A 25,410-nucleotide genomic window follows, 5' to 3' on the forward strand; every position below is an offset into this window, starting at 1 on the left:
CTGGCAGAGTAGCGTTTCCCCGCCGAAAAAACAGGCACGACGGGCGGAAATTCGCAGGTACTCCATGTTCGGTGCATGAATTTCTTACGGTTGTTACTGAACTCTGTCAGGTTCAACGTATAGGGGAGGAGTCAGATGACTGCACAAGAACTTTATCGTGAAGTTGAACGATTGGAGAGGACGCTCAAGGGCGCGTGTATCGAAAAACGCTTGGAAATGCAGCCAACGGTCAGCCAGATGGTTCGGCAGATGCGGACGCAAGGTATTCGTGTTCCCTCGCGATTGCGCAGGCTGGACGTTGCGTTGTGTGAGGATGCGATCGAAGCGCGATTCGACAATATGCCGGTCTGAGTCTGGGTTTACCCCAGCGATATTCCCAGAATCACCATCATCAGCCCAAGAACCGACAGAAAAAGCGAGGCTAGGTTCCAGGGCAATACGCCTTGGACGGCTGCGCGCAGTTCTTCATCCGAAAGTCCCGCCTTGCGCGCTTTCATGACACGCAGAATGCACCAGACCAACCCAACCAGACCGGCAAGGGATATGGCGGCGCCAGACCAAATGATAATGTCGAACATGTCTTGCCCGTTTTCGTGTTCCGAACCGGTTCGCGGTTAGCGGATCGTTGCGGCAGGTGCAAGGTTTTGTCGGTTCCAGACATTGGCCGCTTGCGGCCTGCCCATCGCCGATGTATCCCGCATTTTGCCCGATTTCAGCCCGACGGAGTGATGCAGATGGACGAAATGATCGAAACACAGGCCGATTCTAACTATCGCGTGACAGCAGGGGAGTTGCGTCAGTTCATCGAGCGCTTCGAGCGCCTGGAGGCAGAGAAGAAGGACATTGCGGACCAGCAAAAGGAAGTGATGGCCGAAGCCAAAGCACGCGGTTATGACACCAAGGTCATGCGTAAGGTGATTGCGCTGCGCAAACGGGACAAGGACGACATCGCCGAGGAAGAGGCAGTTCTGGAAATGTACAAAGAAGCGTTGGGGATGTGATTCGCAACGCTTATGGGGTGATGAACGATACCCCAGGCATCGATTGTATGGTTCCTACATCGTCGTCATAGAGTTGTGTAAAAGCGTCGACCACCTCGGTGGTCCAGCCCGGCAGATCGAGCTCTTCCTCGATCTGTTCGAGAGCAGCAAACTCGTCCAGATGCCTTCGGATCAAGTTGCTGACTTGACGGTCGTTTATGTCGGGCGATAGCGACCGTTGAACGTGGAACCTTGCGAGGCCTTCGTCGGACAGTACTTCTGGCAAAACTGCAAACTCACCAATCACCGGTTCACTATCCGCCAGACGCGCCACGGCACGTAAAACCTTTCCCCAGATCAGCGGCGTATCTTCGTTGCACCAGACAGTGACATTGACCTCTGGCGCCTGTTCGCGGACCTGCGCGATGACCTGTGACCAGGACAACCGACTTAGGTCGAAAGTCGAACGAATTTCGTTCTGCCTGCGCTCGGGAAGGGAAGACAGGACTTCGGGAATGAAGCCGGCAGGGTTTCTCAGCCCGATGCACAGATCAATTTGCGATCCGGGGAACAGAGCGCAAATTTGCGTCATCCGCGGCCCGGCCAGTGGGTAAAACTGGCCGTCGCGAATGGCAGACCATTCCGTGCCAAAGAAGTTTGGGTCGGAGAAAAGTACGCGCCGGGGCATTTCACCCTGAAGGACGGTTTCGAGAATTGCTTCGCCTGCCTCTGGTTGAACGGGCGCATTCTTGAGTGCCTGAAAGGTTGTCTGAAACAGCTTGCGGTACTTTCGAGGTCGTGGAATGGCGATACCGTGCCGACCGAATTCCTCGGTATTCTGTAGCAGGCATTTGATCAGGCGTCCGCCATCCGTTGCGTGAGCCCCCGTATGAAAAACCAGCTGCGTCATGCGTCTTCGACCGATCGTCAGTTTCCTCGCCTCGGGTGGCATGTTTGGCCAGGACAGTCAAATCAAGCATTTGTCCGCGTCATGAAAACAACGAATCTCTCGGTTATTGGAGAACCGGCAAAATTTTTGCTTCGGAAAGTTGTGGGCATCAGGTGGCTAAAAGCCCATCCTTTTCGGCAACAGAAAAAAGTGTCTTGAAGTCGACGATCGAACTCAGTAATTCAACCGCGTGCCCCTATAGCTCAGCTGGTAGAGCAACTGATTTGTAATCAGTAGGTCCGCGGTTCGAGTCCGTGTGGGGGCACCACGTGAAGCAAAAAATAGTCTTAATATCAATTGCTTAAATTCGCATGTCGCGGTATGGCCCCATTTAGCGCCCCATTGACGTTCGTTGATAGTAAAGCCCTCTAAGGAATCATTGCCTGAACTGTCGAAGAAGCTTGACGCCAATCAACATGGTCAGTGCATCCACCAGTCTCCCAAGCCTATCCGCAGGCAAAATCACTAGGCGGAAACCCAGCGCCCATGCGTCCCAATCATTTCCGTTTTGAGCAATTTGCATCGGGGGCAGGGCAAGCTTTGTCGATTTTTTGAATTGCGGGCTTGTAAAGAAGCCGGGGGCGTCGGTTTCGCTGCGGATAGTCCAAAACTTCATGGCGCCCCCCCCCAATCTATTCCGGCGAGGCATCCAGGTCCGTGAGTTGGCGTGCTAGTTCCGAAATCATCTTGCGACCCTTTACATGCGCCCGTGACCGCATCCCATGTTTCCAGCGGGGGTTTGCCTGTCCGGCTGGCTGGCCACCACCCGCGCCGTGAAACCTGCAAACGGCCCACCCTCGAACTGCTGGCCCCTTGCAGCGTTCGCCGGTTCTTCTGGATGTAGCTGTGCATCTGGGGGCTGCGTGTGCCTTGCTCATGGGGTTGACGTCATTTTGCATCAGTGACCCTCCCCGGTCTTCGTGTTGCCACCGATAGTCGGAGTGACAAAACTAGTCGCAAATCACCCTACTAGAATCAACCTGGGCAAATTGCGGAAAATTGAATGAGGAATCAATTGTGAGCAGTGTGGTTTGGTCGGCGTCCAAACTGATCAAGTTGTGGACTACCATTTCTGGTTGTTCTACTGCCGCCCCTTCCTTGTAAAACCGAACGCAGGTTATTCTTCCATCGTTTTGCTCGTTACAATCCTTGTAAACCCAAGAAACTTGAGGGTCTTTCAATTCGGAAAGATGAAGCTCCAGTATCGCTGATTTTCCGGCAAAAACTACGCGAACCATATAAGGCTGGTACGGGAAGGTGCATTCCAGCGCCGTAGCAGGAGCAGCGACTGTGATGGCAAGCGCAACTGCAATTATTGTCTTCATCATCGTGTCCTTTCACGGCGTCAGTAATCCTCTAGTAGGCCAGCGTCATTGGACAACCAACCCCTCACCTAAACTTGCTCGTGAAACTGGAGGAAACGTTTGAAGTCGAGGCTGGTTTACGCAGTGATAGCGCCGTCAACACTGATCCAAAATGGGTGGTGGAGTTATCTAGCTATGCCAATATGTTGAAACTTTCCTCCAACTGGCGCGTATTCATCAGCAGCGCTCTGCCGGAGATCGAGTTTCGGAACAACGCTGGGAATGCTGGAATCATTTTGCACCAGTCACCCACCCCCATGTTCGACATTTCCTACGATCGCCTGCCCGCCGTCTGATACGCTAACATGCTGCACCGTGACAGTTTGTTTGCCGCCATTGCGGTGTTTACGCAGGGCTTCCACCTGGGCAGCGTAGGTTCGGGCCAGCTTGTTGTATCCGTTGTAATGGGCCTGCACTTGCTCAATGCGCTCTGCGTTCGCCAGCCATCGTGCGGATCTGACTAGTGCGACATGGGTTGCCGCCATCTGCACGGTCAACATTCGTTCAACGGTATCGCGAGGCTTCAACTCTGCCACCGCAGCCAGCATAAACCCACGTTCGTCGTTTCCGACGTATTCGTCGCTGGCCTCGTTGCCTTTTAGCACCTTGATGCAATGAGCCATCAGCGCCTCGGCCAATGGCGTCAGATCCGTTCCAAAAATCTGCCGAATAGAATCTTCCTTCGCTATTGTGGCCTCCTGCCTACCATCCTTGCCAGACAGCCGGACGCCTATCTCGTTTTGCGATTTCGATGGAGTCTTGCTCATGCCGGTTCCAATCAAGTTTAGTCTGCTGATCTATCGCCATGCTTTATGGCTAGATGTACATGTGTCCTGTTTCTTGTGACGCCGTTCGGGCCGATTTTCCTTCCGGCGTCACAAATTTCAGGACGGTTTCGCCTCATATCGGTTCGATCACCCTCCCACCGGCACAACCATTGTGACGGGGTGTCCTGCTTTTTGTGCGGGGCTTCTGTTTTTGCTGCCAAGACATGAACCGCTTTGCGGCGGGCTTTCCATCGCGGGTCGGAACTTCGCCCAGCGCCCAGACCGACGCTTTGCCGATACCGGACGGGCCAAGGTGCGGGGCTTGGGTCATGGTAATGAATCCGCGTTCCTGAAGCTCTCCGAACCAAGGGCCAACCGTATTGCGGTGGACGTTTAGCGCCGTTGCTGCGTCACGGTGGCTAAGGATGATATCGCCGTTGTTGCTGCCGTTGTAGCGGCGTTTCAGTTCGACATAGAGCGCCCTTGGCCCCGGTGACAGGGTTGCCCAGGCTTCGGACGCTTGCAGCCATTCAGGAAGCTGGACATGACGCCCAGCCCCCTTTTTCTGCCGTTTGTAGGGCTTCGCCATCACTTGCGCCCTTTTTGGGTTAGCAGGGCCAGCCAGACGCGTACCGCGACAACCTGATCGGGGCAACCGCCCAAAGATATCCAAGCGGCCTCAGTGGCTGCTCCTGCGCCCTTGCGGGCCATGATTTGCCAAGTCTTGCCGTTGCGGGTCAGCTTGAATTGATTTGTCATCAGCGCGCCTTTCCATAGGCCAGACTGGCGACAAGACGCGCCTGGGATTCTGACAAGCCGAACCGGCGACGAAGGTGGACGATACGCAAGCGCTCCATCATGCGGCCTCTCCATCGTTGAGGCTGCGCGCGGATCTGGGAAAGCGTAGCGACGTTCGATCAAAGCCGGGTTTCATTGAATAGTATGCGACGTTTTCCGGCCCCCGGTATTCGGTGTGAATCGGCCAGCCGTATTCGGATTTCAGACGATGGACGATTGCGCCCAGCCGCCAACCGCGCACCTCGCGGATTTCTGTCTTGTGAGAAATTGTGCGCCCGTCCAATAGCGCCTTGCAGGTCCAGAAAACCTGACTTTGGTTTGAATACCACTGATTACTGCTCATAGCCTTGGCTCCTTTGATGGTTGAGCAAACAAGGCGCTGGGCGTATGGTGCAGGTGTTCCAGCCAAAGAACATTCCCGCCCCACGCCCAGACGCCAAGTCTGGGTGGGGTGGGTCTTATGCAGTCTCACGGCTTTTCAGCCATTCAGTGATTGCGCTTTCCGGCCATGCAACGGCTTTGCGAGTCAAGCGCACGGGACGAGGAAACTCCCCCCGGCTCATCATCGCGTAAATCGTGGTGCGGCTAAGGCCGGTGAGTTCTTCAACTTCGGGGCGGCGGTAGTGCTTCTCTGCCATCTGGGCTTGCTCCTGCATCTAGTAGGCGATGAAGGAATGATGTGAGAACAGGCCGCGAACTAATAGCAGTACAGGTTGCGAAAACCTACTTGGGAATTGGGCGCAATCTTCCGGTTCAGCGCCTTTCGTGTGGAGCCTGAATTTTGGCAAAACTTGAGAAATTGATTATTTGTCAATTAGATAAGTGGGTGGTGAGGTTCTTTGTAATTGGCGGGTAGGTTAGCCCCCAGATGAAGGAGCGCCGCCGAGCTTTCGCCAATTCACCAAGGTAGCAATTCTTTCTTTTGCAGCTACCGACAGGCTGCCTTCGCCAAGCCAAGCATCGGGGTTGGCGTCGATCCAAGCTTCTATCGCCGCTTTCGGGCTGCTCCTGAACTTTTGCTTAGATGCAAGCGCGTTCCATGCTTTCACCGCCAAGTCTAACTCGGGAGAGAAATGGTCATGGGAGCGGTTCGCAAATGGTGATGCTTCTTCATCGTCTGGTGGAAAGAAGAAGCTGGGTTTTCGACCCTTATTTGTCATCCACTCCCGAAAATCTGTTACCCTGAGAAGAGACTTTGCCCAATCTGGCCTCTTCATCAATACCTCTCTTTGTGAAGCGCTAAGGCCTTCAAAGCTGTACCGCTCATGCTCATCCGGGTCGGTGTATGTGATTTGACAGGGTAGCTCGTCACTCATTATCGCCCGAGTGATTGCGCGAAATACCGGAACGAACTCTCTGGAAAGCAGGTAGTTTGACGAGTTGTTGGATTCACCTACTTTATGAAAATCACCGTCATTCAGGCGCTCAGGAGTAGACGGCTCCCAAGTGCTTGGATTTAGGCCGACAACGAGCATTGCCGCTTCAACTGCGGATAGGTGCTCACACCATCTCCAATGCTCCATTTCATACTGATAGTCGGCAATTTCGTTGTAGGAATCCTTGTATTCGTTCATCAGCCAATCCTCGCAACTTCTGCCTGTTTCTTGGTCACGAAATCCGCCCAGCGCGCCATGAGAACGCGGCGCTGTTCCAGATGGTCTGTGCGGCGGTAGGCGCGTTCAACGCTGCCGCCGACAACGTGACCCAACGCGGTTTCCGAAACTTCAAAGGGCGCGTTCGTGGTCTCTGCCACCCAATCCCGGAAGCTGGACCGGAACCCGTGCGGGCGGGCTTCCATCTCTCTGCGTTCCATCAGCCGGGCCATGGTGGCATCGCTGATGACGCCTTTGCGCACGCTGGGGAACAGGAAGCCGTCGCGCTGGTGCTCTTTCGCCGCCTCAATGACCGCCAGTGTCTCTGGGCTGAGCGGGACGCGGAAATCCGATGTGGCATCCTTGCGGCCCTTTACGGTTTCCGCCGGGATGGTCCAAACGTCGCCTTCGATCTGGTCAAGGTGCAGATGTCGCAGCGGGCCGGACCTCACCGCAGTCAGGATAAGCAAGCGCAGGGCAAGGTGCGTTACGGTGTCTTCGTTCAGGCTGGCATAGAAGGCCGGTACATCGAACCACGGCAGCGCCGGGATGTGCTGCGCCTTGTGACGTTGCTTGCCCAGCAGGGCGCGGGCTTTCTCTGCCGCCTGCAAATCCACGTCCAAGCCCAGCGCGGCGGCGTGTTTCAGGCAGATGCCCAGCCGATTCATCGCCTTGCGGGCGGTTTCGGCCTTGTCGTGCCAAATCGGGGCTAGCGTGTCGCGAATATCGATCTGGTCAATATCTGACACAGGGACAGCACCCAAGCGCGGCAGAACGTGGATTTCCAAGGGGGAGAACCAACGGCCCGCTTTTCCGTCGCCTTTCAGTTCGGCCTTGCGGGCTTCAAAAGCGTCAGTGGCAATGTCCCTCAACAAGTGCATGTTGCGCTCTGCCTGCCTGCGCTCTCGTTGGCGTTCCTTGATCGGGTCCAGCCCTTGCCGGGCGACTGTGCGCCATTTGGCGGCTTCATCACGGGCTTCCTTCAGCGATACCTCTGGATAGGGGCCAAGCCCCATTTCCCGGCGGCGACCGTGCACGGTCACGTAAAGTAGCCATTTCCCGCGCTCTGGGCTGCGCTTGTGAAGCCACAAATTGCCACCGTCGCCGTGCTTCCCGGCTGCGGCAGCCTTAACCCTTGCTGCGCTGAGCTTGTTCGTTTCCCTCATTGGTTTGAACTGCCTCCGATTTCTGGCCCCACTTTCAGCCCCATCTCAATATCTTGTAGGTCAGGGACTTTGGTGGAACAAGGGGGAAAGACGGAAGTTCATTAACTAATTGAAAAAGCAGGCATGGGGTGTGGTGTGGGAATGTTGAGGAACTACACAGAATGTCCGTTAGGTGCCGTGTGGGGGCACCATTTCCTATACGTATTCAATTAATTACATCTTCTGGTGTTTCTCGGGTGACGATTGCTCTTGCCACTGGCGGACAGCGGTGTGCTGGTCAAAAACAGCCTGACGATTCTGCAGCGTTTCAGGACTGATCAATGAGCAGGAATGACCTGACTTCGTACAGATGTGAAGAATACGGGTGCTCTCCTTTCAAGCGGGAATCCGCCGGGGCAAAAATGAGGCAGATATTGGGCGCGCTTTTGCCATAGTTTCGCAGTAATGATTTTCCGAAATGTTTCTGATTGCAATCCACAACAGTTCCTTGTGGCTTAGAAACACATGTTGAGACCGGTAGCCGGAGGAGAGAGAGATGAAGCTCAAGTCAGCCGTTCGCATTGCGGCCACGACATTCATGTTGGCGGGTGCGGTTGGTTTCACCGCCGGTGTGATAGCCCCTGACGCTGCCTTTGCCAAGGGCGGCAATGGTGGCGGTAACGGTGGTGGCAACGGCGGCGGAAATGGCGGTGGCAAAGGTGGCGACCATGGCGGTGGAAACGCTGGAAAAGGCGGTTCCGGAACCAGCAAAGGTGGCTTTGGCGGAACCAAGGGTCATGGCAAAAGTGGTTTTGCCGGGCTGGGCGACGGCAAAAGCAAGGGGAACGGGATAGGCAAGGGGTTGGCGGATTCGATCTCGGGCCTGTTTGGCGGCAAATCCAAGACCAAATCCTCAACCCAGGCCAAAAGCCCTGCGTCGAAGAGCGTAGCGAAGGCGACCAAATCGGAAGTGGCCCCAAACTCGCAAGGTAAGATTGCTTCGGAACTCAAAGGACTGAACGCTGCACATGCCAGTGCTCAGGCTTTTGCAAATGCATCGCCGAACAGCATGGTTGGGCGTTTGGCAGAATATCGTGAGGCTTTGGCCGATGTTGCTGATGCTGAGGACGCCTTGGCCGAAGCCAACACGGCGCTGAGCGATGCTGTAAGCGATCTGGCTGATGCCGAAAAATCCCTGATGGATGCACAACAGGATCTGGCCGATCTTGAAAGCCTGTCGCAGGAAGAAAGAGAGGCGCAATTTGAATCGGAAGACGCCTATAATGATGCGGTGGCCGGCGCAAAAAGCGCGGTAAGTGATGCGGAGACTGATGTTTCCGATGCGGAAACCGCCATAGGAGACGCGGAAACCAATGTTGCCGATGCCGAAGACGCTGTGGATGAGGCGCAGGAAATCTCGGAGGAGGCGCTTGCTGGCCTTCCAGGTGGCGAAGACCTGTCGGACGAGGCTGTTGCCGAACTCAACGGAATGCTAACCGACTGACTTAATTAATCATCGCGGTTTTGGGTGGTGAGATAAAATAGAAACGGGCGGCTTTGGCCGCCCTGTTTTTTTTCTTTTGTGTGAATTCCCCCACGGTCGTCAGACCCGGTCTTTTGGCGGGCAATTGCCAAGAGGTTGCCGGTTGGTTTTGTCTCAACGTGAAACTGACGTATAGTCGTGGCGGTGGGTATTGAGTTCTTGACGCCTATGATCCTTCGATTTTGGCCGACAAGTTCGCGATCGGTGCAAATGTGGGGGAAGATTTATGAAACTTAGGTTCGCATTACGCGTTACAGCCACATCCCTGATGCTGGCCGGTGCTTTGGGATTTGCCGCCAACATCGCAATTCCGGACATGGCAATCGCCAAGAACGGAAATGGCGGTGGCAAAGGCGGCGGTAAAGGTGGTGGCCACGGCGGAGACAAAGGTGGAGGTGGTCACGGCAAGGGTGGGCCTGACAAGGGCGGCAAAGGAAAGAGCGCCCATGGTAATAGCGGCACAGACAAAAGTTCATTTGGCAAAGGTGGCCGCACCAAATCCACAAGCAAGGGCGGTTCAAAGCACGGGTTTGGCAAAGGTGGATCGAAGGGAAAAAAGGGTCTCTTTGCCGGCTTCAATGGCTCCAGGTCAAAGGACAGGGGAAAGAATGGCGGCCAGAAAGGCGCGTTCGCGCAAGCGATGTCCGATCTGTTTGGCGGTACAAAGTCCCGCGGAAGGTCAAAAACAAAATCTTATGACGGGTCACGCAAGAGTTCCAAGAGTTACGCCGCGCGCAGCGTCGCAACCGCCTCGTTGGCGACAACTGCTTATGCCACGGAGTATCCGGCGCGCTATGAAACCTACGATCACCTGAACAAGTACGAGTATCCCGATACATACGATTATACGGACAAGCGCGACTATTATTCTCGCAAGCACCACGAATACGAGCACTATCACTCATACAGCTATCACGACCGGTACGATGATGATGACGACTATGATCATCACGACAAGTACGACAAGGATATTCGGCACGGCTATCATAGCTACTATGACCGGTTCGACTACGACCACATGGACAAGTACGATTATCCGGACAGCTATGGTTACCACGACAAATACGGTTACCACGACAAGTACAGCTACGATGACGAATACGACCATCCGAACAAGCACGGTAAAATCGCGTCGGAACTCAAGGGCCTGAATGCGGCTCATGCCAGCCCTCAGGCATTTGCAAACGCCAGCCCCAACAGCATGGTTGGGCGGATTTCGGTTTATCGGGATTCGCTGTTTGATCTGCGTGACGCCAAACACGATTTCGTCGAAAGCAAAGAGGACTTCCGCGATGCGCTGATGGATCTTGACACCGCGCGGAGTGGTTTGAACGACGCCGAAGATCACCTGAACGATCTGGAATCCTTGTCGCAGGAGGAAATCGACGAACAATTTGACTCGCAAGAGGCCTATGACGCGGCCGTTCAGGATGCTCAGGATGCGGTTTCCAAGGCCGAAGATGAAGTCGACTATGCCAAGGATGCCGTCTATGACGCCAAAGAGGACGTCATCGAGGCCCGTCACGACGTGAAAGAGGCTAAGGAGTATTCTCAGGAAACACTGTCCGGCCTGCCCGGAGGTGAGGACCTGTCCAGAGAGGCCAAAAGAGAACTGAACGGTCTGCTTCTGGACTGAAAAAAACGCCGCCGTGGTGTCGTGGCGGCGTTTGGATTGCGGCGGGCGGCTCTTGTGGCCGCCCGAACTGTTATTGCAGTTCCACCAACAGGTCTTTGGCGTCGATCTGGCCGCCGGGTTGGACGTGTATGGCCTTGATCGTGGCGTCACGCTCGGCGTGGATGCCGGTCTCCATCTTCATTGCCTCGATGGTCAATAGCATGTCGCCCTCCTTGACTTCCTGACCAGCCGAGACCGCGACGGTTGCCACGACACCCGGCATCGGTGCCCCGACATGATTGGGGTTTCCGACTTCGGCCTTGGGCCGCTGGATGGTGGAGGATTTCACCAGACGGTTGGGCACGCGGATCACGCGGGGCTGGCCGTTGAGTTCAAAGAACACCTTGACCTCGCCATTTTCATCCGTCTCGCCAATGGCCTGGCATCGGATTTCCAGCGTCTTGCCTGGATCGATCTCGGCGGTGATTTCTTCGCCCGGCTCCATGCCGTAAAAGAACGTCCGTGTCGGCAGGGTGCGCACTGGTCCGTACTGGCGATGGCGCCCCATGTAGTCAAGGAACACCTTGGGATACATAAGATATCCGTTCAGGTCCTCGTCATCGACTTCTTTACCTTCCAGTTGTTTGGACAGGTCGGCACGGGTTGCGTCCAGATCGATAGGTTCGACGTGTTTGCCCGGACGTTCGGTATTGGGTTTTTCGCCTTTCAGCACCTTGCTGATGATCGCATCGGGGAACCCTCCCGGCGGTTGGCCCAGATTGCCGCGCATCATGTCGATGACCGAGTCGGGGAAGGCCACATCGGAATTCGGGTCTTCGACCTGCGCGCGGGTCAGGCCTTGACTGACCATCATCAACGCCATGTCCCCAACGACTTTCGAGGACGGCGTCACCTTGACGATATCGCCGAACATTTGGTTAACGTCGGCATACATCTGGGCCACTTCGTGCCAGCGTTCTTCCAGACCCAGGCTGCGCGCCTGCGCTTTTAGGTTGGTGAACTGACCGCCCGGCATCTCGTGCAGATAGACTTCGGAGGCAGGGGCCTGCAGGCCCGATTCAAATGCCGCGTACTGGCCGCGCACCGCTTCGAAATAGTCGCTGATCTCGCGGATCGCCTTGATATCCAGCCCGGTGTCGCGATCCGTATGCCGCAGCGCCTCGACCACGGTACCCAGTGTCGCCTGTGACGTGTTGCCCGAAAAGCTGTCCATCGCGCAATCGACCGCATCGACCCCAGCCTCCGAGGCCGCAAGGATGGTGGCGCTGGCGATCCCGGCGGTGTCATGCGTGTGGAAGTGGATCGGTAAGCCAACCTCTTCCTTCAGCGCTTTGATCAATACCCGCGCAGCAGCCGGTTTCAGCAGGCCCGCCATATCCTTGAGCCCCAGAACATGGGCGCCCGCGTCACGCAGCTGCTTGCCCATAGAGACATAGTATTTGAGGTCGTACTTGGCGCGCTCGGGATTCAGGATGTCGCCGGTATAGCAGATCGTGCCCTCGCAGATCTTGTTCTGCTCGACCACTGCATCCATCGCGACGCGCATGTTCTCGACCCAGTTCAGGCTGTCAAAGACGCGGAACACGTCGATGCCGGTGGCCGCCTGGCGCACGAATTCGCGTACCACGTTGTCGGGATAGTTCGTGTAACCCACCCCGTTCGCGCCGCGCAGCAGCATCTGGGTCATCAGGTTGGGCATCGCCTCGCGCAGGTCGCGCAGGCGCTGCCACGGGCATTCCTGGAGGAAGCGGTAAGCCACGTCAAACGTGGCGCCCCCCCAACACTCGACGCTGAACAATTGCGGCAGGTTGGCGGCATAGGTCGGCGCCACGCGGATCATGTCGATCGAACGCATCCGGGTCGCCAGCAGCGATTGGTGCCCGTCGCGCATGGTCGTGTCGGTGATCAACAGCTGGCGCTGCGCCTTCATCCAGTCGGCCACCGCCTGCGGGCCTTTCTGTTCCAGCAGGTTGCGAGTGCCCATCTGGGGTTCCGCCTTTTTTGCGGGTGGTCTGGGCACTTTCAGGTCGGGATGCGGCAGGGGGCGGTCCTTGGTTTCTGGATGCCCGTTCACGGTGATATCCGCGATATAGGTCAGAACCTTGGTGCCCCTGTCGCGACGCTTCTTGAAGTGAAACAGCTCTGGCGTTTCGTCAATGAACTTGGTGGTGTACTCGTTCGACAAGAACGTCGGGTGCTTCAGCAGGTTTTCGACAAATGCGATATTGGTGCTGACGCCACGCACCCGAAACTCGCGCAAGGCGCGGTCCATCCGGGCGATCGCTTTTTCCGGGGTCTGCGCCCAAGCGGTAACCTTGGTCAAGAGCGAGTCGTAATACCGCGTGATCACCCCGCCCGCATAGGCCGTGCCGCCATCCAGACGGATGCCCATGCCCGTAGCCGAACGATAGGCGGTAATGCGGCCATAATCCGGGATGAAGTTGTTTAGCGGGTCCTCGGTCGTCACCCGTGTTTGCAGCGCATGGCCGTTCAGCTGAACCTCGTCCTGATTGGCTTTGCCCGTCGCCTCGGCCAGCGTCTTGCCTTCGGCAATCAGGATCTGCGCTTGCACGATGTCGATGCCGGTCACTTCTTCGGTGACGGTATGCTCGACCTGCACCCGGGGGTTCACTTCAATGAAATAGAACTTGCCGGTTTCCATATCCATCAGGAACTCGACGGTTCCGGCGCATTCATAGTTCACATGGGCGCAAATCCGGCGGCCCAGCTCACAAATCTCGGCGCGCTGTTCTTCGCTCAAGTAAGGGGCGGGCGCGCGTTCTACGACTTTCTGGTTGCGTCGTTGGACCGAGCAGTCACGCTCATAAAGGTGATAGATCTCGCCGTGCTTGTCGCCCAGAATCTGAACCTCGACATGGCGGGCGCGAGTGATCATCTTTTCCAGATAGCCTTCGCCATTGCCAAACGCGGCTTCCGCCTCACGGCGGCCTTCCATCACTTTTTCGGCCAGTTCTTTTTCGGAGTAGATCGGGCGCATGCCGCGTCCGCCACCACCCCAGGAGGCTTTTAGCATCAGCGGGTAGCCGATCTCGGCGGCCTCCTTGCGGATGGCGTCCATGTCATCGCCCAGAACCTCGGTGGCCGGGATCACCGGAACGCCCGCCGCAATGGCGACCTTTCGGGCGCTGGCCTTGTCTCCCAGAGCGCGCATGGTCTCGGCTTTTGGACCGATGAAGGTGATACCGTTGCTGGCGCAGGCATCCACGAAATCTGGGTTCTCCGACAACAAGCCATAGCCGGGATGGATGGCATCTGCGCTGCTTTCCTTGGCGACGCGAATGATTTCGTCAATGCTGAGATAGGCCGCAACCGGTCCCAACCCCTCACCGATACGATAGGCTTCGTCCGCCTTGAAGCGATGCAGGCCCAGCTTGTCCTCTTCGGCAAAAACGGCGACGGTGCGTTTGCCCATCTCGTTGGCCGCGCGCATCACGCGAATTGCAATCTCACCGCGGTTGGCGATCAGAATCTTTTTGAAATCGGTCATTGGCAGGTTCCGGTAGTTGGCGGGTGGCCGTGTTTTAAGCGGACAATACGCGCACGTATATCTGTAATTCGGGGTAGAACCGGCATGTTATCGCTCGCAAGCGCCGCAAATGCGATATATTTACCCTATCATTGCCGCGGCGCGGCATCGGCGAAGTAAACGGGCGCTGGCAAATCCGCCAGGCGAGCTGCGCCAAGCTGACCCATATTCGCTTCCATGTCCTTGCGCAGGATTTCGATGACATGGGCCGGGCCGGCCTGCCCCAGCGCGGCAATCCCATAAAGAAATGCCCGGCCTGCCATGACAAAATCGGCCCCAAGTGCAAGCGCGCGCAGAATATCGAGCCCCCCGCTGATGCCACTGTCGAAGATCAGAGGCAGAGAAGTCACGGCGCGGATCGATGGCAGGGCTTCGATACTTGCGGGCGCGCCGTCAAACTGACGTCCGCCGTGATTCGAAACCCATAGCGCATCGACACCGATTTCTGCCAATAGGGCAGCGTCTGCAGCCCTCATCACACCCTTCACCACGAATGGACCTTCCCAATTGTCCCGCAGCCATTTCACGTATTCCATGTCGGGCGAAGTCCGCAGCAGATAGCCGACATGCGCAGTCGGCGGCAGGTTCTTTTGAGCACCCGATATGTACTTGTCGAGTGTTCTCATCCGAGGCATTCCCACCCGCGCCATCCCCAGAGCCCAGGCAGGCCGGATTGCAATTTGCGACAGGAGGCGGGGTGTCAGCTTGGGTGGCTGGGTCAGCCCGGATCGGGTCTGACGCTCGCGGCGTGACGCCACGGGGACGTCGGCAGTCAGGATCAGTGTCGAAAAGCCGGCAGCGCGTGCGCGGTCCAGCATGTCCTTTCGGATATTGGAATCCTTTGGCGGGTACATCTGGAACCAGGCATGTTCTCCCAGATGTGGGGCCAAGTCTTCGGGGCTTTGGCTGGCGACCGTGGAAAGGGCATAGGGAATTCCGGCTCTTGCGGCTGCGCGTGCAAGGATTCCTTCGGCATCCGGCCAGATCAGCCCGCACATGCCTATCGGAGCAATCCCGAAGGGCAGGGGCAACTCGTGCCCCAGTAGCAAAGTGCGCAGATCGAAATCCATCGGACCATTCAGAATCGACGGCTCAAATCCAATGCAGTCCAGCGCCGCGCGGTTTCGAGATTTTGTGGCCTCGGCCCCGGTGCCGCTGTCCAGGTATTCCCAGACAAAATGTGGCAACCGGCGTCGGGCGCGCCATTTCAGGTCGTCAATGCCGGGATGGGTGCTTTGCAAATCCATGCCGATTGATCCAATTTGCACAGCGATTCGGCAAGCGTTCAGGCTGCTTTCCCGGATTTCTTCAACGCTTCCGAAGAAGTAGAGTTCTTCTTTGGTTGCGCTTCTGCATATTCTGATGCGTTCAGCGATGCTCGCGCGGCCACGCAGACCTGATTGCGGCCCTTATCCTTGGCGCGATACAAGGCCTCATCCGCAGTCTGCATCAGTTCCTGGGGCATGGTGCCATGTGACGGGTAATGGGCGATGCCTGCAGAAATGGTGATCCGGGGCAAGGTCTTTTCCCCATAACGGACGTTGATGGATTCGACCGCTTGTCGCAAGTGTTCGGCCCGGGTAAGCACGTCATCAGGCGCGATGTTTGGCAGGATCAGCATGAACTCCTCGCCGCCAATTCGGCAGGCCACCTCGTCGCCATCGCAGCTATGAGCAAGGGTCGAGCCCACAGCGCGGAGCACCATGTCACCAGCATCATGCCCGTGCGTATCGTTGAATTTCTTGAAATGATCCACATCCACCGCCACAAGCGATAGCGGCGCACCGGTTTTCTGGCTGCGCCCGATGCTCTTGCGCAGGCATTCGGTCATGTGGCGGCGATTGAACAGCCCCGTCAGCGGGTCGCGCACGGACTGGTCGTGCAACTGGTCGCGCATCCGGACATTGGCAATCGCCATGCTGATCTGTTCGGCGCACATTTGCGCCAGCTGTTTGTTTGAATGAAAATTCTGACTGTGTCCCCCCCGTGCGCGCAGATGCAAAAGACCGACGGTTTCGCCGTGGGCAAGTATGGGAAAGCAGAAATAGGGCCGCCCGTCATGCGGTTCGGCATGTTCGCAGACGAAATCGATTTCCGAGGCACCGAACTCATATGTTCGCCCCCGGCGAAGGCCCCAACAACCTTCGGGATGGATATGAGATTTGTGCGTGCCACCATTCCAGCTGGCGCAGCCGTCCAGCACATCGCGCGAGTTGGAATAGACATACACATTGCCTTCGGCATCGGGCAGGATGTGGGTCATGAACCGTGCCACCATGTCGAACAGCTCCTCCAGCGAGCGGCTCGACTGCAGCCATTCGTTCAGTTCGCCCAACAGCCGGACTTCGCGCACCAGACGCAGCTGGTCGGCCATCAGCTCACGCTCCTTGTTGGTTCGTGCTTTCAAGGTCTGCATTTTTATCCGGTTGGTGTGAAAAATCATGGCGGACACCCCCGCCAACGCAAGCAATGCGATTCCGCAGACAATCACCAACGACAGGCGGATGCGAGACATCAGGATATTCCGGATATTGGTAATGTCCGTAAAGAACTCGACCGCCCCCAGAAACTGCCCTTCTTTCATGACAGGCGTGTAAATCTCTGCCACATGGCGAAACGGGTCGGTTGCCTGTCCTCCCTGAGGCATAAAATTGTCGATTTCCGCCACCGGTTTTTCTGCTCGATCGTAATAACTGGCTCCGGTTGCGACGACGTCCTGGAAGTAAGGTTTGGATGTCACAGTGCCGATGTCCGAGGAACGCGTCGACCAGAACACGCGCCCGTCCGCGTCGAACAATTTGAACCGGTACACATCCGAGGCCTGGGGCATCAGACTCAGAAATTCACGGTCGTGCGAATCAAGAGTGCCGTTTCGAAACGTCTTTTCGGCATCCTCCAGATGCAGTACAACCCGCCGGTTCCACAGGTTTGCCTGGTGCATCACATCCGCTTCAAGCATCTTGTCGACGATCACATTGGGAAGCTGCATCGTCCCCCATACAGCCAACCCTGTGGCCGCAACCAGTCCTGCGACGACCATGGCCCACCTGAGTTGCCATGATCCTGCACGTATTTTCAAAAATCTCATGTCCCGCGCTCCCAATTCGGAACAAGGATCGTTACCGTGGTTTGACAAAAGGTTAACGCGCTCCCGCCGGACCCCTACCGTATTGCTCAAATTTTCTCGATCTCAGGAAGGCGCAGAAAGAATGGAACAAGGAGTGAACAAACCCTTTCCCTTAGCCCTTGAAACGCGTAGTTTGCGACCATGAGCAGTTTTGACGAAATGGACGCTTTCGAGGGCGCATCGCTGTCGGCGCGGGCTATGGCCGTGCGTCCTTCGCCCTATCTGGATGATCTGAACTCGGCGCAACGTGATGCGGTCGAACGTCTGGACGGCCCGGTTCTGATGCTGGCCGGGGCGGGGACGGGCAAGACCAAGGCGCTGACGGCCCGAATCGCACACCTTCTCAACACGGCACGTGCGCGCCCGAACGAGATTCTGTCGGTGACTTTCACCAACAAGGCTGCGCGCGAGATGAAAGAGCGTGTGGGCCGCTTGCTGGGTCAGCCCGCTGAGGGGATGCCATGGCTGGGCACCTTCCACTCGATCTGTGTAAAACTGCTGCGCCGCCACGCGGAACTGGTCGATCTGAAATCGAACTTCACCATTCTGGATACCGACGATCAGCTTCGCCTGCTCAAGCAACTGGTTCAAGCCGCCAATATCGACGACAAACGCTGGCCGGCACGAATGCTGGCGGGGATCATCGATGACTGGAAAAACCGTGCGCTGACGCCCGACAAAGTGCCTGCGGCGGATGCCGGGGCCTATAACAACAAGGGCATTGAACTTTACGCCCAATACCAGACCCGCCTGCGCGAGCTGAATGCGGTGGATTTTGGCGATTTGCTTTTGCACATGGTCACGATTTTCCAGACCCATGCGGATGTTCTGGAACAATACCAGCGCTGGTTCCGCTACATCCTTGTGGATGAGTATCAGGATACCAACGTTGCCCAGTACCTGTGGCTGCGCCTGCTGGCCGGGGGGCACAAGAACATCTGCTGCGTGGGCGATGACGACCAGTCGATCTATGGCTGGCGCGGGGCCGAGGTCGGCAACATCCTGCGGTTCGAAAAGGACTTTTCTGGTGCTTATGTGGTGCGGCTGGAGCAGAACTACCGCTCGACCCCGCATATTCTGGCGGCTGCGTCGAACGTCATTCGCGGCAACGAAAGTCGTTTGGGTAAAGAACTTTGGACCGATGCCAAAGACGGCCACAAGGTCAACCTGATCGGTCATTGGGATGGCGAGGAAGAGGCCCGCTGGATCGGCGAGGAAATCGACGCCATGCAGGGCGGGACGCGCGGGATGCGTTCTTTTGGCCTCGGTGAAATTGGCATTCTTGTTCGGACTACCAATCAAATTGAAGCTTTTGCCGATCGCTTTATGTCGTTTGGTCTACCTTATCAAATTATCGGCCCAAGGGATGACGACAAATTGGAGCGGCGCGATGCACACGCTTATTTGAAAGTTGTGGCGAGTCGGTACAATGATCTCGCTTTGGAGCGAATCTTGAATACCCCGAAACGAGGCCTTGGGGACAAAGCTAGGCAAACAATCCAACAATGCGCCCGCTCCAACGGGCTTAGTCTATTCGACGGAGCGCGGCTTGCCGTAGAGACAAAGCTGGTCAAAGGAAAAGGCGCGGCAGAGCTTTCAAAGCTAATATCTGACTTGGATCGTTGGGCGAGCGTTGCCAGTCGCGGAGAGGTTCCACTTCGGGAACTTGCGGAGATGGTTCTTGATGAGTCTGGCTACACGGAAATGTGGCAAAATACCAAGACACCGGATGCAGCCGGTCGGCTGGAAAACTTGAAATCGCTTATGGAACGATTGGAAAAGTATGAAACACTGGTTGAGTATCTGGAGTACCTAGAACTCCGGGACGCCAACGACGCGGCAGACTCTTCCCAAAAAGTAACGATCATGACCCTGCACGCGGCCAAGGGGCTGGAGTTTCCCGTCGTTTTCCTGCCGGGCTGGGAAGACGGGCTGTTCCCCTCGCAACGGTCGATGGACGAAACCGGCCTCAAGGGGCTCGAGGAAGAGCGGCGTCTGGCCTATGTCGGCATCACCCGTGCCGAAGAGGTTTGTACGATTTCCTTCGCCGCCAACCGGCGGGTGTTCGGGCAATGGCAGAACTCGATGCCCTCACGCTTCATCGACGAGTTGCCCGAGGACCATGTCGAGGTGCTGACACCTCCGGGTCTTTATGGTGGCGTACAGCGGGCGGCGGGTATCGAAAGCCGCGCGGCCGAAGCCAACGTCTATAACTCGCCGGGCTGGAGACGGTTGCAGGCGCGGCAGGGCCAATATGGCATGTCGCAACCCCGCGAAAGCCGCAACACGGTGATCGACGCCACCGCATTGGCCAGTTTCACGCTGGGCGAGCGGGTGTTTCACCAGAAATTCGGCTATGGCGCGGTGATCGGGATCGAAGGTGACAAGGTCGAGGTCGATTTCGACAAGGCGGGCATCAAGAAAGTGGTCGCGCGGTTCCTGTCGGCCAAGGACGATGTGCCGTTCTAGACGCCTTCGACCAGCACCATGTTCGTGGAGGCCGTGGCTTTCCTGATTTTCGCGAGTTCAATGTAGTCTGGATCGTTCTTCCAGGCCGTTGCCGTCTCAAGGTCCGGAAACTCCATCAGGACGATTCCGCCTTCGGGCCAATTGCCCTCGATACAATCCACGGGCTTGGATGACACCGTCAGCAAACGGCCTTTGTAGCGATCGAAAATCGGCATGAAGCCTTTCAGGTAGTCCTGATACCCGTTGTGGTCGTGAATCTTCAGTTGGGCAATGAAATAGGCAGCCATGGCGTCCTCGCTCTTGAAGCCGGGGCGTGAATGTTACTCCGGCACAACCAAAAAAGAAACGGCGGTTCCCAGGGAGGAGGAGGGGAACCGCCGTTCTTTGCAACATCGAGGCAGGGAGGAGGAGAGCCCCGATGCAGTCGGACCCGGGTATTGACCCGGTATGAGGTCGCGGCAATGCCAGGGAGGAGGAGAGGCATCGCCGCGCGCTTTCAACACCGGAATCAGGGAGGAGGACCCGGTGTATCAGCTCCCGGCGTTCAGGGCCGGTATTCTTTGCGGCGGCACCAGGGAGGAGGAGGATACCGCCGCTGAAGTTCAGACCCGCAGGGAGGAGGACGCGGGGCTGAATTCCAATTTCTATTGCGTCCGTTACGCGAAGTGTTCGTTGACCGCCTGAAGCGCAACCTGACGGATCATCGATCGGTTCAGCCCGAGATCATCCAGTTCACGTGCCGACAGGGCCGACAGTTCGTTCACGGTCTTGCGGTACATCAGATGTCGGCCCACACGGGATTTTGCAGCCTCTAGAAGCGCTGAGAATCCAAATCCTTGCGCACCTTTGTGGGTGATATGTTCGCTCGTTGATGCCATCGTATTTAACCTGATCTTGTTCGTTCTGCCGTATCTCTGCGGCGTTGCTTGAGACTGAAAATAAGCAAATGCTGCAGGTGCACAATGGCTTCCGTGGTCAAAGCGGGTATGCGACAATTGCATAGATTGCCCCCTTGCGCGGCTGGCGGGCCGGCGGGATCAAAATTCACTGGCACTTTTTCAACTCTCGCCGCCATAAAAGTACCTGATTTGCTGCGACTACCCAGGGCGCGCCTCCAAGTTGACGCCAGATACTCCGAGAAGGTTACTTTAAACCGCCTGTGTTGCTTCCGTTGTTCAATGCGGACAGCGAAACCGAAGCGCCGTGTCTGATCCAGGTACGGGATTTCATGGGAAGCGCTCAAATTCGGGCCAGTCGGCATGGAATGCTCACTAATCGCTCATGGGAATACCGGGTGATTCGCGCTCTTTGAGTGGGGTAAAAGGTGAACACTATGACGTAATCAAAAAAGTTCCTCGCTGTTCTGAATTTTCTTGGGAATTCATGGGATAAAATTATCGGTACGCTGTCCGTACTATATTTAGTGTACACTTGTTTCTATGCTACATCATGGGGCAATAATGACTCAAAATTCTTCACTCTGCCTTGCATAATATACTGCGAAGCTGGCAAGCCGAATGGAAGTTACTCCCAAATTCCTATTGATTTCCATGAATTCCCATGGCATCCCTAGTTCATCCGATGAGGACGAGGCAGCAGGGGCGCTAAACGACCCCGACATAAATCCAAAGGTTTCATACAGGCATCTCGCTTTCATCGAACCAAGAGATCCGGCGCGCGAGCGAGCAGACATCCCCCCAGGTGGCGCGCGCAGCTGGACTTCCCGCAAGGCGGGCAAATGCGGCGGGTTGATCAGTGGCAGCAGATCAACTCGCCGTTTTTAACTTCTGGGGGTCGGAATTTTGTTGGGGGCGCAAGCGAAAGGGACAGTCGGCTTGGCGCGCAGGTTCAGAGGCGAAAGCCACCACAAGGTGGACAACAAGGGCAGGGTCTCGATCCCGGCCTCGTTTCGCCGTGTGCTTGAAGCGGGCGATCCCAACTGGCAATCCGGCGGCAATCCTGAACTGGTGATCGTCTATGGTGATCACCGCCGTAAGTTTCTTGAATGCTACACCATGGAAGCGATTGACGAGGTTGATGCCAAGATAGATGCACTTCCGCGCGGTTCGATGGAGCGCAGGATGCTTCAGCGCCTGTTCCACGGTCTGTCGTTCCCGACCAATGTGGACGAAACGGGGCGTCTGGTGCTTCCGGCCAAACTGCGTGACAAGATCAAGCTCGAAGGCGACGCTTTTTTTATCGCCGCCGGTGACACGTTCCAGATATGGAAGCCCGAAACTTACACCCAAGAAGAACTCGCTTTGACCGAGGAGTGGCTGGACGAGTTGCCAGACGATTTCGATCCGATGCAGTTCCTTGATGGCCCAAGGGATGGGTGACGGCATGGCCGCCGCTGCCCTATCCTCCTCGAATGATCCGCACATCCCCGTTCTGCTGCGCCCCTTGCTGGCTGCGGTTGCACCGGTGTCGGGCGTTTGGTTGGATGGCACCTTCGGCGCGGGTGGCTATACCCGCGGTCTGCTGGAGGCCGGGGCAGACAAGGTCATCGCAGTCGATCGTGATCCGCTGGCCTTTGAGATGGCGGCAAGCTGGGCTGGCACCTATGGCGATCGGCTGGTCATGCAGCCAGGTGTGTTTTCGCGCATGGATGACTATGCCGGGGGCCTCGACGGCATCGTCCTGGATCTTGGCGTCTCCTCGATGCAGCTCGACCAGGCCGAGCGCGGGTTCTCCTTTATGAAGGATGGCCCCCTGGACATGCGGATGAGTCAGGATGGGGAAAGCGCAGCCGATCTGGTGAACACCGCGCCTGAAGCGGCTCTGGCCGATATTCTGTTCCACTATGGTGAGGAACGCGCCAGTCGACGCATCGCCAAGGCCATCGTCCGGGCTCGCACCGAAGCGCCAATCACAACGACCTTGCGTCTTGCCGAAATCGTCGAATCCTGTTTGCCGCGCGCCAAGCCGGGGCAGTCCCATCCGGCGACACGCTCGTTCCAGGCTCTTCGGATTGCGGTCAACGCGGAATACGAAGAGCTGTTTCAGGGGCTCATGGCTGCGGAACGAGCGCTGAAACCGGGCGGACAACTGGCGGTCGTCACGTTTCATTCGATTGAAGACCGGATGGTTAAACGCTTTTTACAGTCGCGGGCGGGTAAGACCGGACGCGCCAATCGGTACGCCCCCGAGCAACAGGAAGATCAGCCGCAATTCATTCTGAAAACGCGCAAGGCCGTCGGCCCCGACGATCAGGAGTTGGCCGAGAATCCGCGCTCGCGGTCAGCCAAGTTGCGCGTCGCGGTACGTACCGACGCCCCGGCGGGGGAAATTGATGCCCGCGCCATCGGAATGCCTCAGCTTAGTGGGGGAGCGAGATGAAAAGTTTGATGTATGTGTTGACCGCTCTGGCCGTGTTCGGGCTGGCATTGTGGGCGTATCAGGAAAACTATCGCACCCAGCAGGTGCTCAAGGAAACTCAAGGACTGCAGCGTCAGATCGGCGCGGCACAGGCCCGGCTTGCGATTTTACGTGCTGAATGGGCTTATCTCAATCGGCCCGATCGGCTGCGTGAACTGGCGGACCTGAATTTCGAACGTCTGGGCTTGCTGCCTCTTCGGGCCGAGCAATTCGGAAGCGCCGATCAGATCGCCTATGGCGAAGACCCTGACCTGCCCATCGTCGATCCGATCGAGTTGCAGGCGGTTACCGAGTTCGAATCGCTGGGTGAGGTGGAAATCCCATGACCCGCACACCGCTCCGCCCTCTGGCCCGCATCCTCGACGCCCGCTCCCGTGGTGAAAATCCGGACCTTATCGAGCGCGAAAACATCCGCAAGCGCCACGAAGAGATGAAGGACCGCGCTCGTACTCGCGCGGAGGGGCGCTTGCTGGTATTGGGCGTGTTCTTTTTTTGCGCATTTGCCGTGGTTGGCGCCCGGATGGGGATGCTCGCGACGTCCGAGGCGCAAGAGCCGCTGGCTACCGCGCCCGGAGCAAATATCGCCATGCAACGGGCGGAAATCGTGGATCGTGAAGGGCGCATACTCGCCACCAATCTGGAAACCTATTCCGTCTATGCCCAGCCGCCGAACATGATCGATCCCGTCGCGTCGGCCGAAGGGCTTGTGCGGATTTTCCCGGATCTGGACAAGGATCGTCTCGTCAAGGATTTCACCGGCAAGCGCAAGTTCCTGTGGATAAAAAAGCGCATCTCGCCTGAACAGAAGCAGGCGGTGCACGATATCGGCGATCCCGGCATCCTGTTCGGTCCCCGCGAAATGCGCCTTTATCCCAATGGCCAGCTTGCTGCGCATATCCTTGGCGGTTCCGGTTTTGGCCGTGAAGGGGTGAGTGCTGCCGAAGTTATCGGCGTTGCGGGCGTCGAAAAGCAGTTTGACGGCTATCTGCGCGACCCCGCCAACGGCAACAAGCCACTGCAACTTTCGCTGGACCTGACAATCCAGTCGGCGGTCGAACGGGTACTGCTCGGCGGCATGAAGATCATGAACGCCAAGGGGGCCTCGGCCGTCTTGATGAATGTACACACTGGCGAAGTGATCTCGGCGGCATCATTGCCCGCATTCGATCCCAATGATCGCCCGCGACCGCCGACCAGTGGATTTGATCCCTCGGACAGCCCGCTGTTCAACCGCTATGTGCAGGGCGTTTATGAGTTGGGATCTGTCTTCAAGATCTTCACGGCAGCGCAGGCCATAGACCTTGGGCTGGTGAACTCGGAGACCATTATCGACACGTCCGGCCCGATGCGCATCGGGCGGTTCCCGATCGGCGAGTTCAACAACAAGAACTATGGCAAGATCAGTGTGGCGGATGTAATCGTCCACAGCTCGAACCGGGGGACCGGGCGGCTGGCGCTGCAGATCGGGGCCGAGCGGCAGCAGTCGTTTCTGGAATCCCTCGGCATGTTCGATCCGACCCCCTTCGAGATTGTCGAAGCTTCGGGCGGCGCGCCGCTCAAGCCCAAGAAATGGGGCGAGTTGAGCACTGTCACCGTGTCTTACGGGCATGGCTTGTCGACCAGCCCGATGCATCTGGCGGCCGGCTATGCCGCGCTTGCCAATGGTGGCCACTATGTCAGCCCCACAATCCTGAAGCAGCGCGGGCCACAACACGGACCCCGCGTGATGTCCGAAAGCGCGGCAAAACAGGCGCGGGCGATGCTGCGCAAGGTGGTCACCAGCGGCACAGCCAGCTTTGGCGAAGTGCCGGGCTATGACGTGGCTGGCAAGACCGGTACCGCCGACAAGCCGAAACCGCGAGGCGGCTATTACGAAGACAAGGTGATTGCCACCTTTGCCACCCTGTTCCCTGCTTATGATCCGAAATATGTCCTGATTGTCACTTTGGATGAACCTTCAATCGTGGCATACGGCGAAAAGCGCCGGACGGCGGGCTGGACGGCGGTTCCGGTGACGGCGGAACTGATCGGGCGGGTGGCCCCGTTGCTGGGGTTGCGACCGCGGCTTGAGCCTGAAGCGGGCGCTGCTATAACGCTGACCTCAAACTAGACAGC

Annotated in this window: 24 protein-coding genes and 1 tRNA gene; 10 read left to right on the forward strand and 15 right to left on the reverse strand. The window is 57.1% G+C overall.

Features of this window, described 5'->3' with window-relative positions:
- The first annotated feature begins 135 nt into the window (after positions 1–135).
- Positions 136–351, forward strand: coding sequence for a hypothetical protein (locus AC2FLX_RS06725; protein ID WP_480749133.1), 216 nt, complete (start codon positions 136–138; stop codon positions 349–351).
- Positions 352–359: 8 nt separating this feature from the next.
- Here AC2FLX_RS06725 and AC2FLX_RS06730 read toward each other — a convergent pair whose 3' ends face one another.
- A complete protein-coding gene (locus AC2FLX_RS06730; protein WP_496744615.1) occupies positions 360–578 on the reverse strand; it encodes a hypothetical protein in 219 nt (72 codons plus the stop codon).
- A gap of 165 nt (positions 579–743) precedes the next feature.
- Between AC2FLX_RS06730 and AC2FLX_RS06735 the strand changes: the two genes are divergently transcribed.
- Positions 744–1,001, forward strand: a complete 258-nt coding sequence (locus AC2FLX_RS06735) for a DUF2312 domain-containing protein (RefSeq protein ID WP_480749333.1) — start codon at positions 744–746, stop codon at positions 999–1,001.
- Positions 1,002–1,011: 10 nt separating this feature from the next.
- On the opposite strand, the gene AC2FLX_RS06740 is transcribed toward AC2FLX_RS06735, so the two are convergent.
- A complete protein-coding gene (locus AC2FLX_RS06740; RefSeq protein ID WP_496809955.1) occupies positions 1,012–1,890 on the reverse strand; it encodes a hypothetical protein in 879 nt (292 codons plus the stop codon).
- A 231-nt stretch (positions 1,891–2,121) separates the two neighbouring features.
- Here AC2FLX_RS06740 and AC2FLX_RS06745 point away from each other — a divergent pair.
- A tRNA-Thr gene (locus AC2FLX_RS06745) sits at positions 2,122–2,197 on the forward strand.
- Positions 2,198–2,879: 682 nt separating this feature from the next.
- Here the strand turns inward: AC2FLX_RS06745 and AC2FLX_RS06750 are convergent.
- From AC2FLX_RS06750 to AC2FLX_RS06785, 8 genes are all read right to left on the reverse strand, one after another.
- Positions 2,880–3,254: a hypothetical protein gene (locus AC2FLX_RS06750; protein WP_496809956.1), complete on the reverse strand. Its 375-nt coding sequence runs from the start codon at positions 3,252–3,254 to the stop codon at positions 2,880–2,882.
- Positions 3,255–3,538: 284 nt separating this feature from the next.
- Positions 3,539–4,060, reverse strand: a complete 522-nt coding sequence (locus tag AC2FLX_RS06755) for a hypothetical protein (RefSeq protein WP_496809957.1) — start codon at positions 4,058–4,060, stop codon at positions 3,539–3,541.
- A gap of 133 nt (positions 4,061–4,193) precedes the next feature.
- Entirely contained in the window at positions 4,194–4,649 is a 456-nt protein-coding gene (locus AC2FLX_RS06760; RefSeq protein ID WP_496809958.1) for a helix-turn-helix domain-containing protein, read from the reverse strand.
- On the reverse strand, positions 4,649–4,819 hold the full coding sequence (locus AC2FLX_RS06765; protein WP_496809959.1) for a hypothetical protein: 171 nt from the start codon (positions 4,817–4,819) through the stop codon (positions 4,649–4,651). Before AC2FLX_RS06765 ends, AC2FLX_RS06760 begins: the two co-directional genes overlap by 1 nt.
- Positions 4,820–4,916: 97 nt before the next feature.
- On the reverse strand, positions 4,917–5,201 hold the full coding sequence (locus AC2FLX_RS06770) for a hypothetical protein (RefSeq protein ID WP_496809960.1): 285 nt from the start codon (positions 5,199–5,201) through the stop codon (positions 4,917–4,919).
- Between the two features lie 115 nt (positions 5,202–5,316).
- On the reverse strand, positions 5,317–5,496 hold the full coding sequence (locus AC2FLX_RS06775; RefSeq protein WP_496809961.1) for a helix-turn-helix transcriptional regulator: 180 nt from the start codon (positions 5,494–5,496) through the stop codon (positions 5,317–5,319).
- 219 nt (positions 5,497–5,715) lie between these two features.
- Entirely contained in the window at positions 5,716–6,432 is a 717-nt protein-coding gene (locus AC2FLX_RS06780) for a hypothetical protein (protein ID WP_496809962.1), read from the reverse strand.
- Positions 6,432–7,616, reverse strand: a complete 1,185-nt coding sequence (locus tag AC2FLX_RS06785) for a tyrosine-type recombinase/integrase (protein WP_496809963.1) — start codon at positions 7,614–7,616, stop codon at positions 6,432–6,434. Before AC2FLX_RS06785 ends, AC2FLX_RS06780 begins: the two co-directional genes overlap by 1 nt.
- A 535-nt stretch (positions 7,617–8,151) precedes the next feature.
- Here AC2FLX_RS06785 and AC2FLX_RS06790 point away from each other — a divergent pair.
- Both AC2FLX_RS06790 and AC2FLX_RS06795 read left to right on the forward strand, forming a co-directional pair.
- Entirely contained in the window at positions 8,152–9,099 is a 948-nt protein-coding gene (locus AC2FLX_RS06790) for a hypothetical protein (protein ID WP_496809964.1), read from the forward strand.
- A gap of 265 nt (positions 9,100–9,364) precedes the next feature.
- Positions 9,365–10,774 carry a hypothetical protein gene (locus tag AC2FLX_RS06795; protein WP_496809965.1) on the forward strand — a complete coding sequence of 470 codons (1,410 nt, stop codon included), beginning with the start codon at positions 9,365–9,367 and terminating at the stop codon, positions 10,772–10,774.
- A gap of 70 nt (positions 10,775–10,844) precedes the next feature.
- On the opposite strand, the gene AC2FLX_RS06800 is transcribed toward AC2FLX_RS06795, so the two are convergent.
- The 3 genes from AC2FLX_RS06800 to AC2FLX_RS06810 form a co-directional block, all read right to left on the reverse strand.
- Entirely contained in the window at positions 10,845–14,282 is a 3,438-nt protein-coding gene (locus AC2FLX_RS06800) for a pyruvate carboxylase (RefSeq protein WP_480749138.1), read from the reverse strand.
- Positions 14,283–14,410: 128 nt separating this feature from the next.
- On the reverse strand, positions 14,411–15,568 hold the full coding sequence (locus AC2FLX_RS06805) for an alpha-hydroxy acid oxidase (RefSeq protein ID WP_480749139.1): 1,158 nt from the start codon (positions 15,566–15,568) through the stop codon (positions 14,411–14,413).
- A 38-nt stretch (positions 15,569–15,606) separates the two neighbouring features.
- Positions 15,607–17,409 carry a sensor domain-containing diguanylate cyclase gene (locus AC2FLX_RS06810; RefSeq protein ID WP_496809966.1) on the reverse strand — a complete coding sequence of 601 codons (1,803 nt, stop codon included), beginning with the start codon at positions 17,407–17,409 and terminating at the stop codon, positions 15,607–15,609.
- 180 nt (positions 17,410–17,589) lie between these two features.
- On the opposite strand from AC2FLX_RS06810, the gene AC2FLX_RS06815 reads away from it, so the two are divergent.
- Entirely contained in the window at positions 17,590–19,917 is a 2,328-nt protein-coding gene (locus AC2FLX_RS06815; protein WP_496809967.1) for an ATP-dependent helicase, read from the forward strand.
- Here AC2FLX_RS06815 and AC2FLX_RS06820 read toward each other — a convergent pair.
- Entirely contained in the window at positions 19,914–20,204 is a 291-nt protein-coding gene (locus tag AC2FLX_RS06820; RefSeq protein WP_496809968.1) for a DUF1330 domain-containing protein, read from the reverse strand. The two genes, AC2FLX_RS06815 and AC2FLX_RS06820, sit on opposite strands and share 4 nt — an antisense overlap.
- A 369-nt stretch (positions 20,205–20,573) precedes the next feature.
- Entirely contained in the window at positions 20,574–20,795 is a 222-nt protein-coding gene (locus AC2FLX_RS06825) for a DUF1127 domain-containing protein (protein WP_480749143.1), read from the reverse strand.
- Between the two features lie 957 nt (positions 20,796–21,752).
- Between AC2FLX_RS06825 and mraZ the strand changes: the two genes are divergently transcribed.
- From mraZ to AC2FLX_RS06845, 4 genes are read left to right on the forward strand one after another with little or no spacing between them, the layout of a single operon-like run.
- Positions 21,753–22,256, forward strand: a complete 504-nt coding sequence (gene mraZ, locus AC2FLX_RS06830) for a division/cell wall cluster transcriptional repressor MraZ (protein WP_496744629.1) — start codon at positions 21,753–21,755, stop codon at positions 22,254–22,256.
- Positions 22,237–23,256, forward strand: a complete 1,020-nt coding sequence (gene rsmH, locus AC2FLX_RS06835) for a 16S rRNA (cytosine(1402)-N(4))-methyltransferase RsmH (RefSeq protein ID WP_496809969.1) — start codon at positions 22,237–22,239, stop codon at positions 23,254–23,256. The genes mraZ and rsmH overlap by 20 nt, the downstream gene beginning before the upstream one ends.
- The gene (gene ftsL / locus AC2FLX_RS06840) at positions 23,253–23,621 is read left to right on the forward strand and encodes a cell division protein FtsL (RefSeq protein WP_480749148.1); all 369 of its coding nucleotides are present in this window, start codon (positions 23,253–23,255) and stop codon (positions 23,619–23,621) included. Before rsmH ends, ftsL begins: the two co-directional genes overlap by 4 nt.
- Positions 23,618–25,405, forward strand: coding sequence for a peptidoglycan D,D-transpeptidase FtsI family protein (locus AC2FLX_RS06845; RefSeq protein WP_480749149.1), 1,788 nt, complete (start codon positions 23,618–23,620; stop codon positions 25,403–25,405). The genes ftsL and AC2FLX_RS06845 overlap by 4 nt, the downstream gene beginning before the upstream one ends.
- The last annotated feature ends 5 nt before the right edge of the window (positions 25,406–25,410 follow it).

It is taken from the genome of Ruegeria sp. YKSF57 (assembly GCF_059612585.1).

Coding starts and splice junctions, on each gene's coding strand:
- AC2FLX_RS06825 (WP_480749143.1), bottom strand. CDS start 20,795: ATGGCATCAACGAGCGAACATATCACCCACAAAGGTGCGCAAGGATTT.
- AC2FLX_RS06845 (WP_480749149.1), top strand. CDS start 23,618: ATGACCCGCACACCGCTCCGCCCTCTGGCCCGCATCCTCGACGCCCGC.
- rsmH (WP_496809969.1), top strand. CDS start 22,237: ATGGCCCAAGGGATGGGTGACGGCATGGCCGCCGCTGCCCTATCCTCC.
- AC2FLX_RS06735 (WP_480749333.1), top strand. CDS start 744: ATGATCGAAACACAGGCCGATTCTAACTATCGCGTGACAGCAGGGGAG.
- AC2FLX_RS06730 (WP_496744615.1), bottom strand. CDS start 578: ATGTTCGACATTATCATTTGGTCTGGCGCCGCCATATCCCTTGCCGGT.
- AC2FLX_RS06740 (WP_496809955.1), bottom strand. CDS start 1,890: ATGACGCAGCTGGTTTTTCATACGGGGGCTCACGCAACGGATGGCGGA.
- AC2FLX_RS06750 (WP_496809956.1), bottom strand. CDS start 3,254: ATGAAGACAATAATTGCAGTTGCGCTTGCCATCACAGTCGCTGCTCCT.
- AC2FLX_RS06755 (WP_496809957.1), bottom strand. CDS start 4,060: ATGAGCAAGACTCCATCGAAATCGCAAAACGAGATAGGCGTCCGGCTG.
- AC2FLX_RS06780 (WP_496809962.1), bottom strand. CDS start 6,432: ATGAACGAATACAAGGATTCCTACAACGAAATTGCCGACTATCAGTAT.
- AC2FLX_RS06820 (WP_496809968.1), bottom strand. CDS start 20,204: ATGGCTGCCTATTTCATTGCCCAACTGAAGATTCACGACCACAACGGG.
- AC2FLX_RS06760 (WP_496809958.1), bottom strand. CDS start 4,649: ATGGCGAAGCCCTACAAACGGCAGAAAAAGGGGGCTGGGCGTCATGTC.
- AC2FLX_RS06765 (WP_496809959.1), bottom strand. CDS start 4,819: ATGACAAATCAATTCAAGCTGACCCGCAACGGCAAGACTTGGCAAATC.
- AC2FLX_RS06805 (WP_480749139.1), bottom strand. CDS start 15,568: ATGGATTTGCAAAGCACCCATCCCGGCATTGACGACCTGAAATGGCGC.
- ftsL (WP_480749148.1), top strand. CDS start 23,253: ATGAAAAGTTTGATGTATGTGTTGACCGCTCTGGCCGTGTTCGGGCTG.
- AC2FLX_RS06785 (WP_496809963.1), bottom strand. CDS start 7,616: ATGAGGGAAACGAACAAGCTCAGCGCAGCAAGGGTTAAGGCTGCCGCA.
- AC2FLX_RS06800 (WP_480749138.1), bottom strand. CDS start 14,282: ATGACCGATTTCAAAAAGATTCTGATCGCCAACCGCGGTGAGATTGCA.
- AC2FLX_RS06770 (WP_496809960.1), bottom strand. CDS start 5,201: ATGAGCAGTAATCAGTGGTATTCAAACCAAAGTCAGGTTTTCTGGACC.
- AC2FLX_RS06815 (WP_496809967.1), top strand. CDS start 17,590: ATGAGCAGTTTTGACGAAATGGACGCTTTCGAGGGCGCATCGCTGTCG.
- AC2FLX_RS06725 (WP_480749133.1), top strand. CDS start 136: ATGACTGCACAAGAACTTTATCGTGAAGTTGAACGATTGGAGAGGACG.
- AC2FLX_RS06790 (WP_496809964.1), top strand. CDS start 8,152: ATGAAGCTCAAGTCAGCCGTTCGCATTGCGGCCACGACATTCATGTTG.
- AC2FLX_RS06775 (WP_496809961.1), bottom strand. CDS start 5,496: ATGGCAGAGAAGCACTACCGCCGCCCCGAAGTTGAAGAACTCACCGGC.
- AC2FLX_RS06795 (WP_496809965.1), top strand. CDS start 9,365: ATGAAACTTAGGTTCGCATTACGCGTTACAGCCACATCCCTGATGCTG.
- AC2FLX_RS06810 (WP_496809966.1), bottom strand. CDS start 17,409: ATGAGATTTTTGAAAATACGTGCAGGATCATGGCAACTCAGGTGGGCC.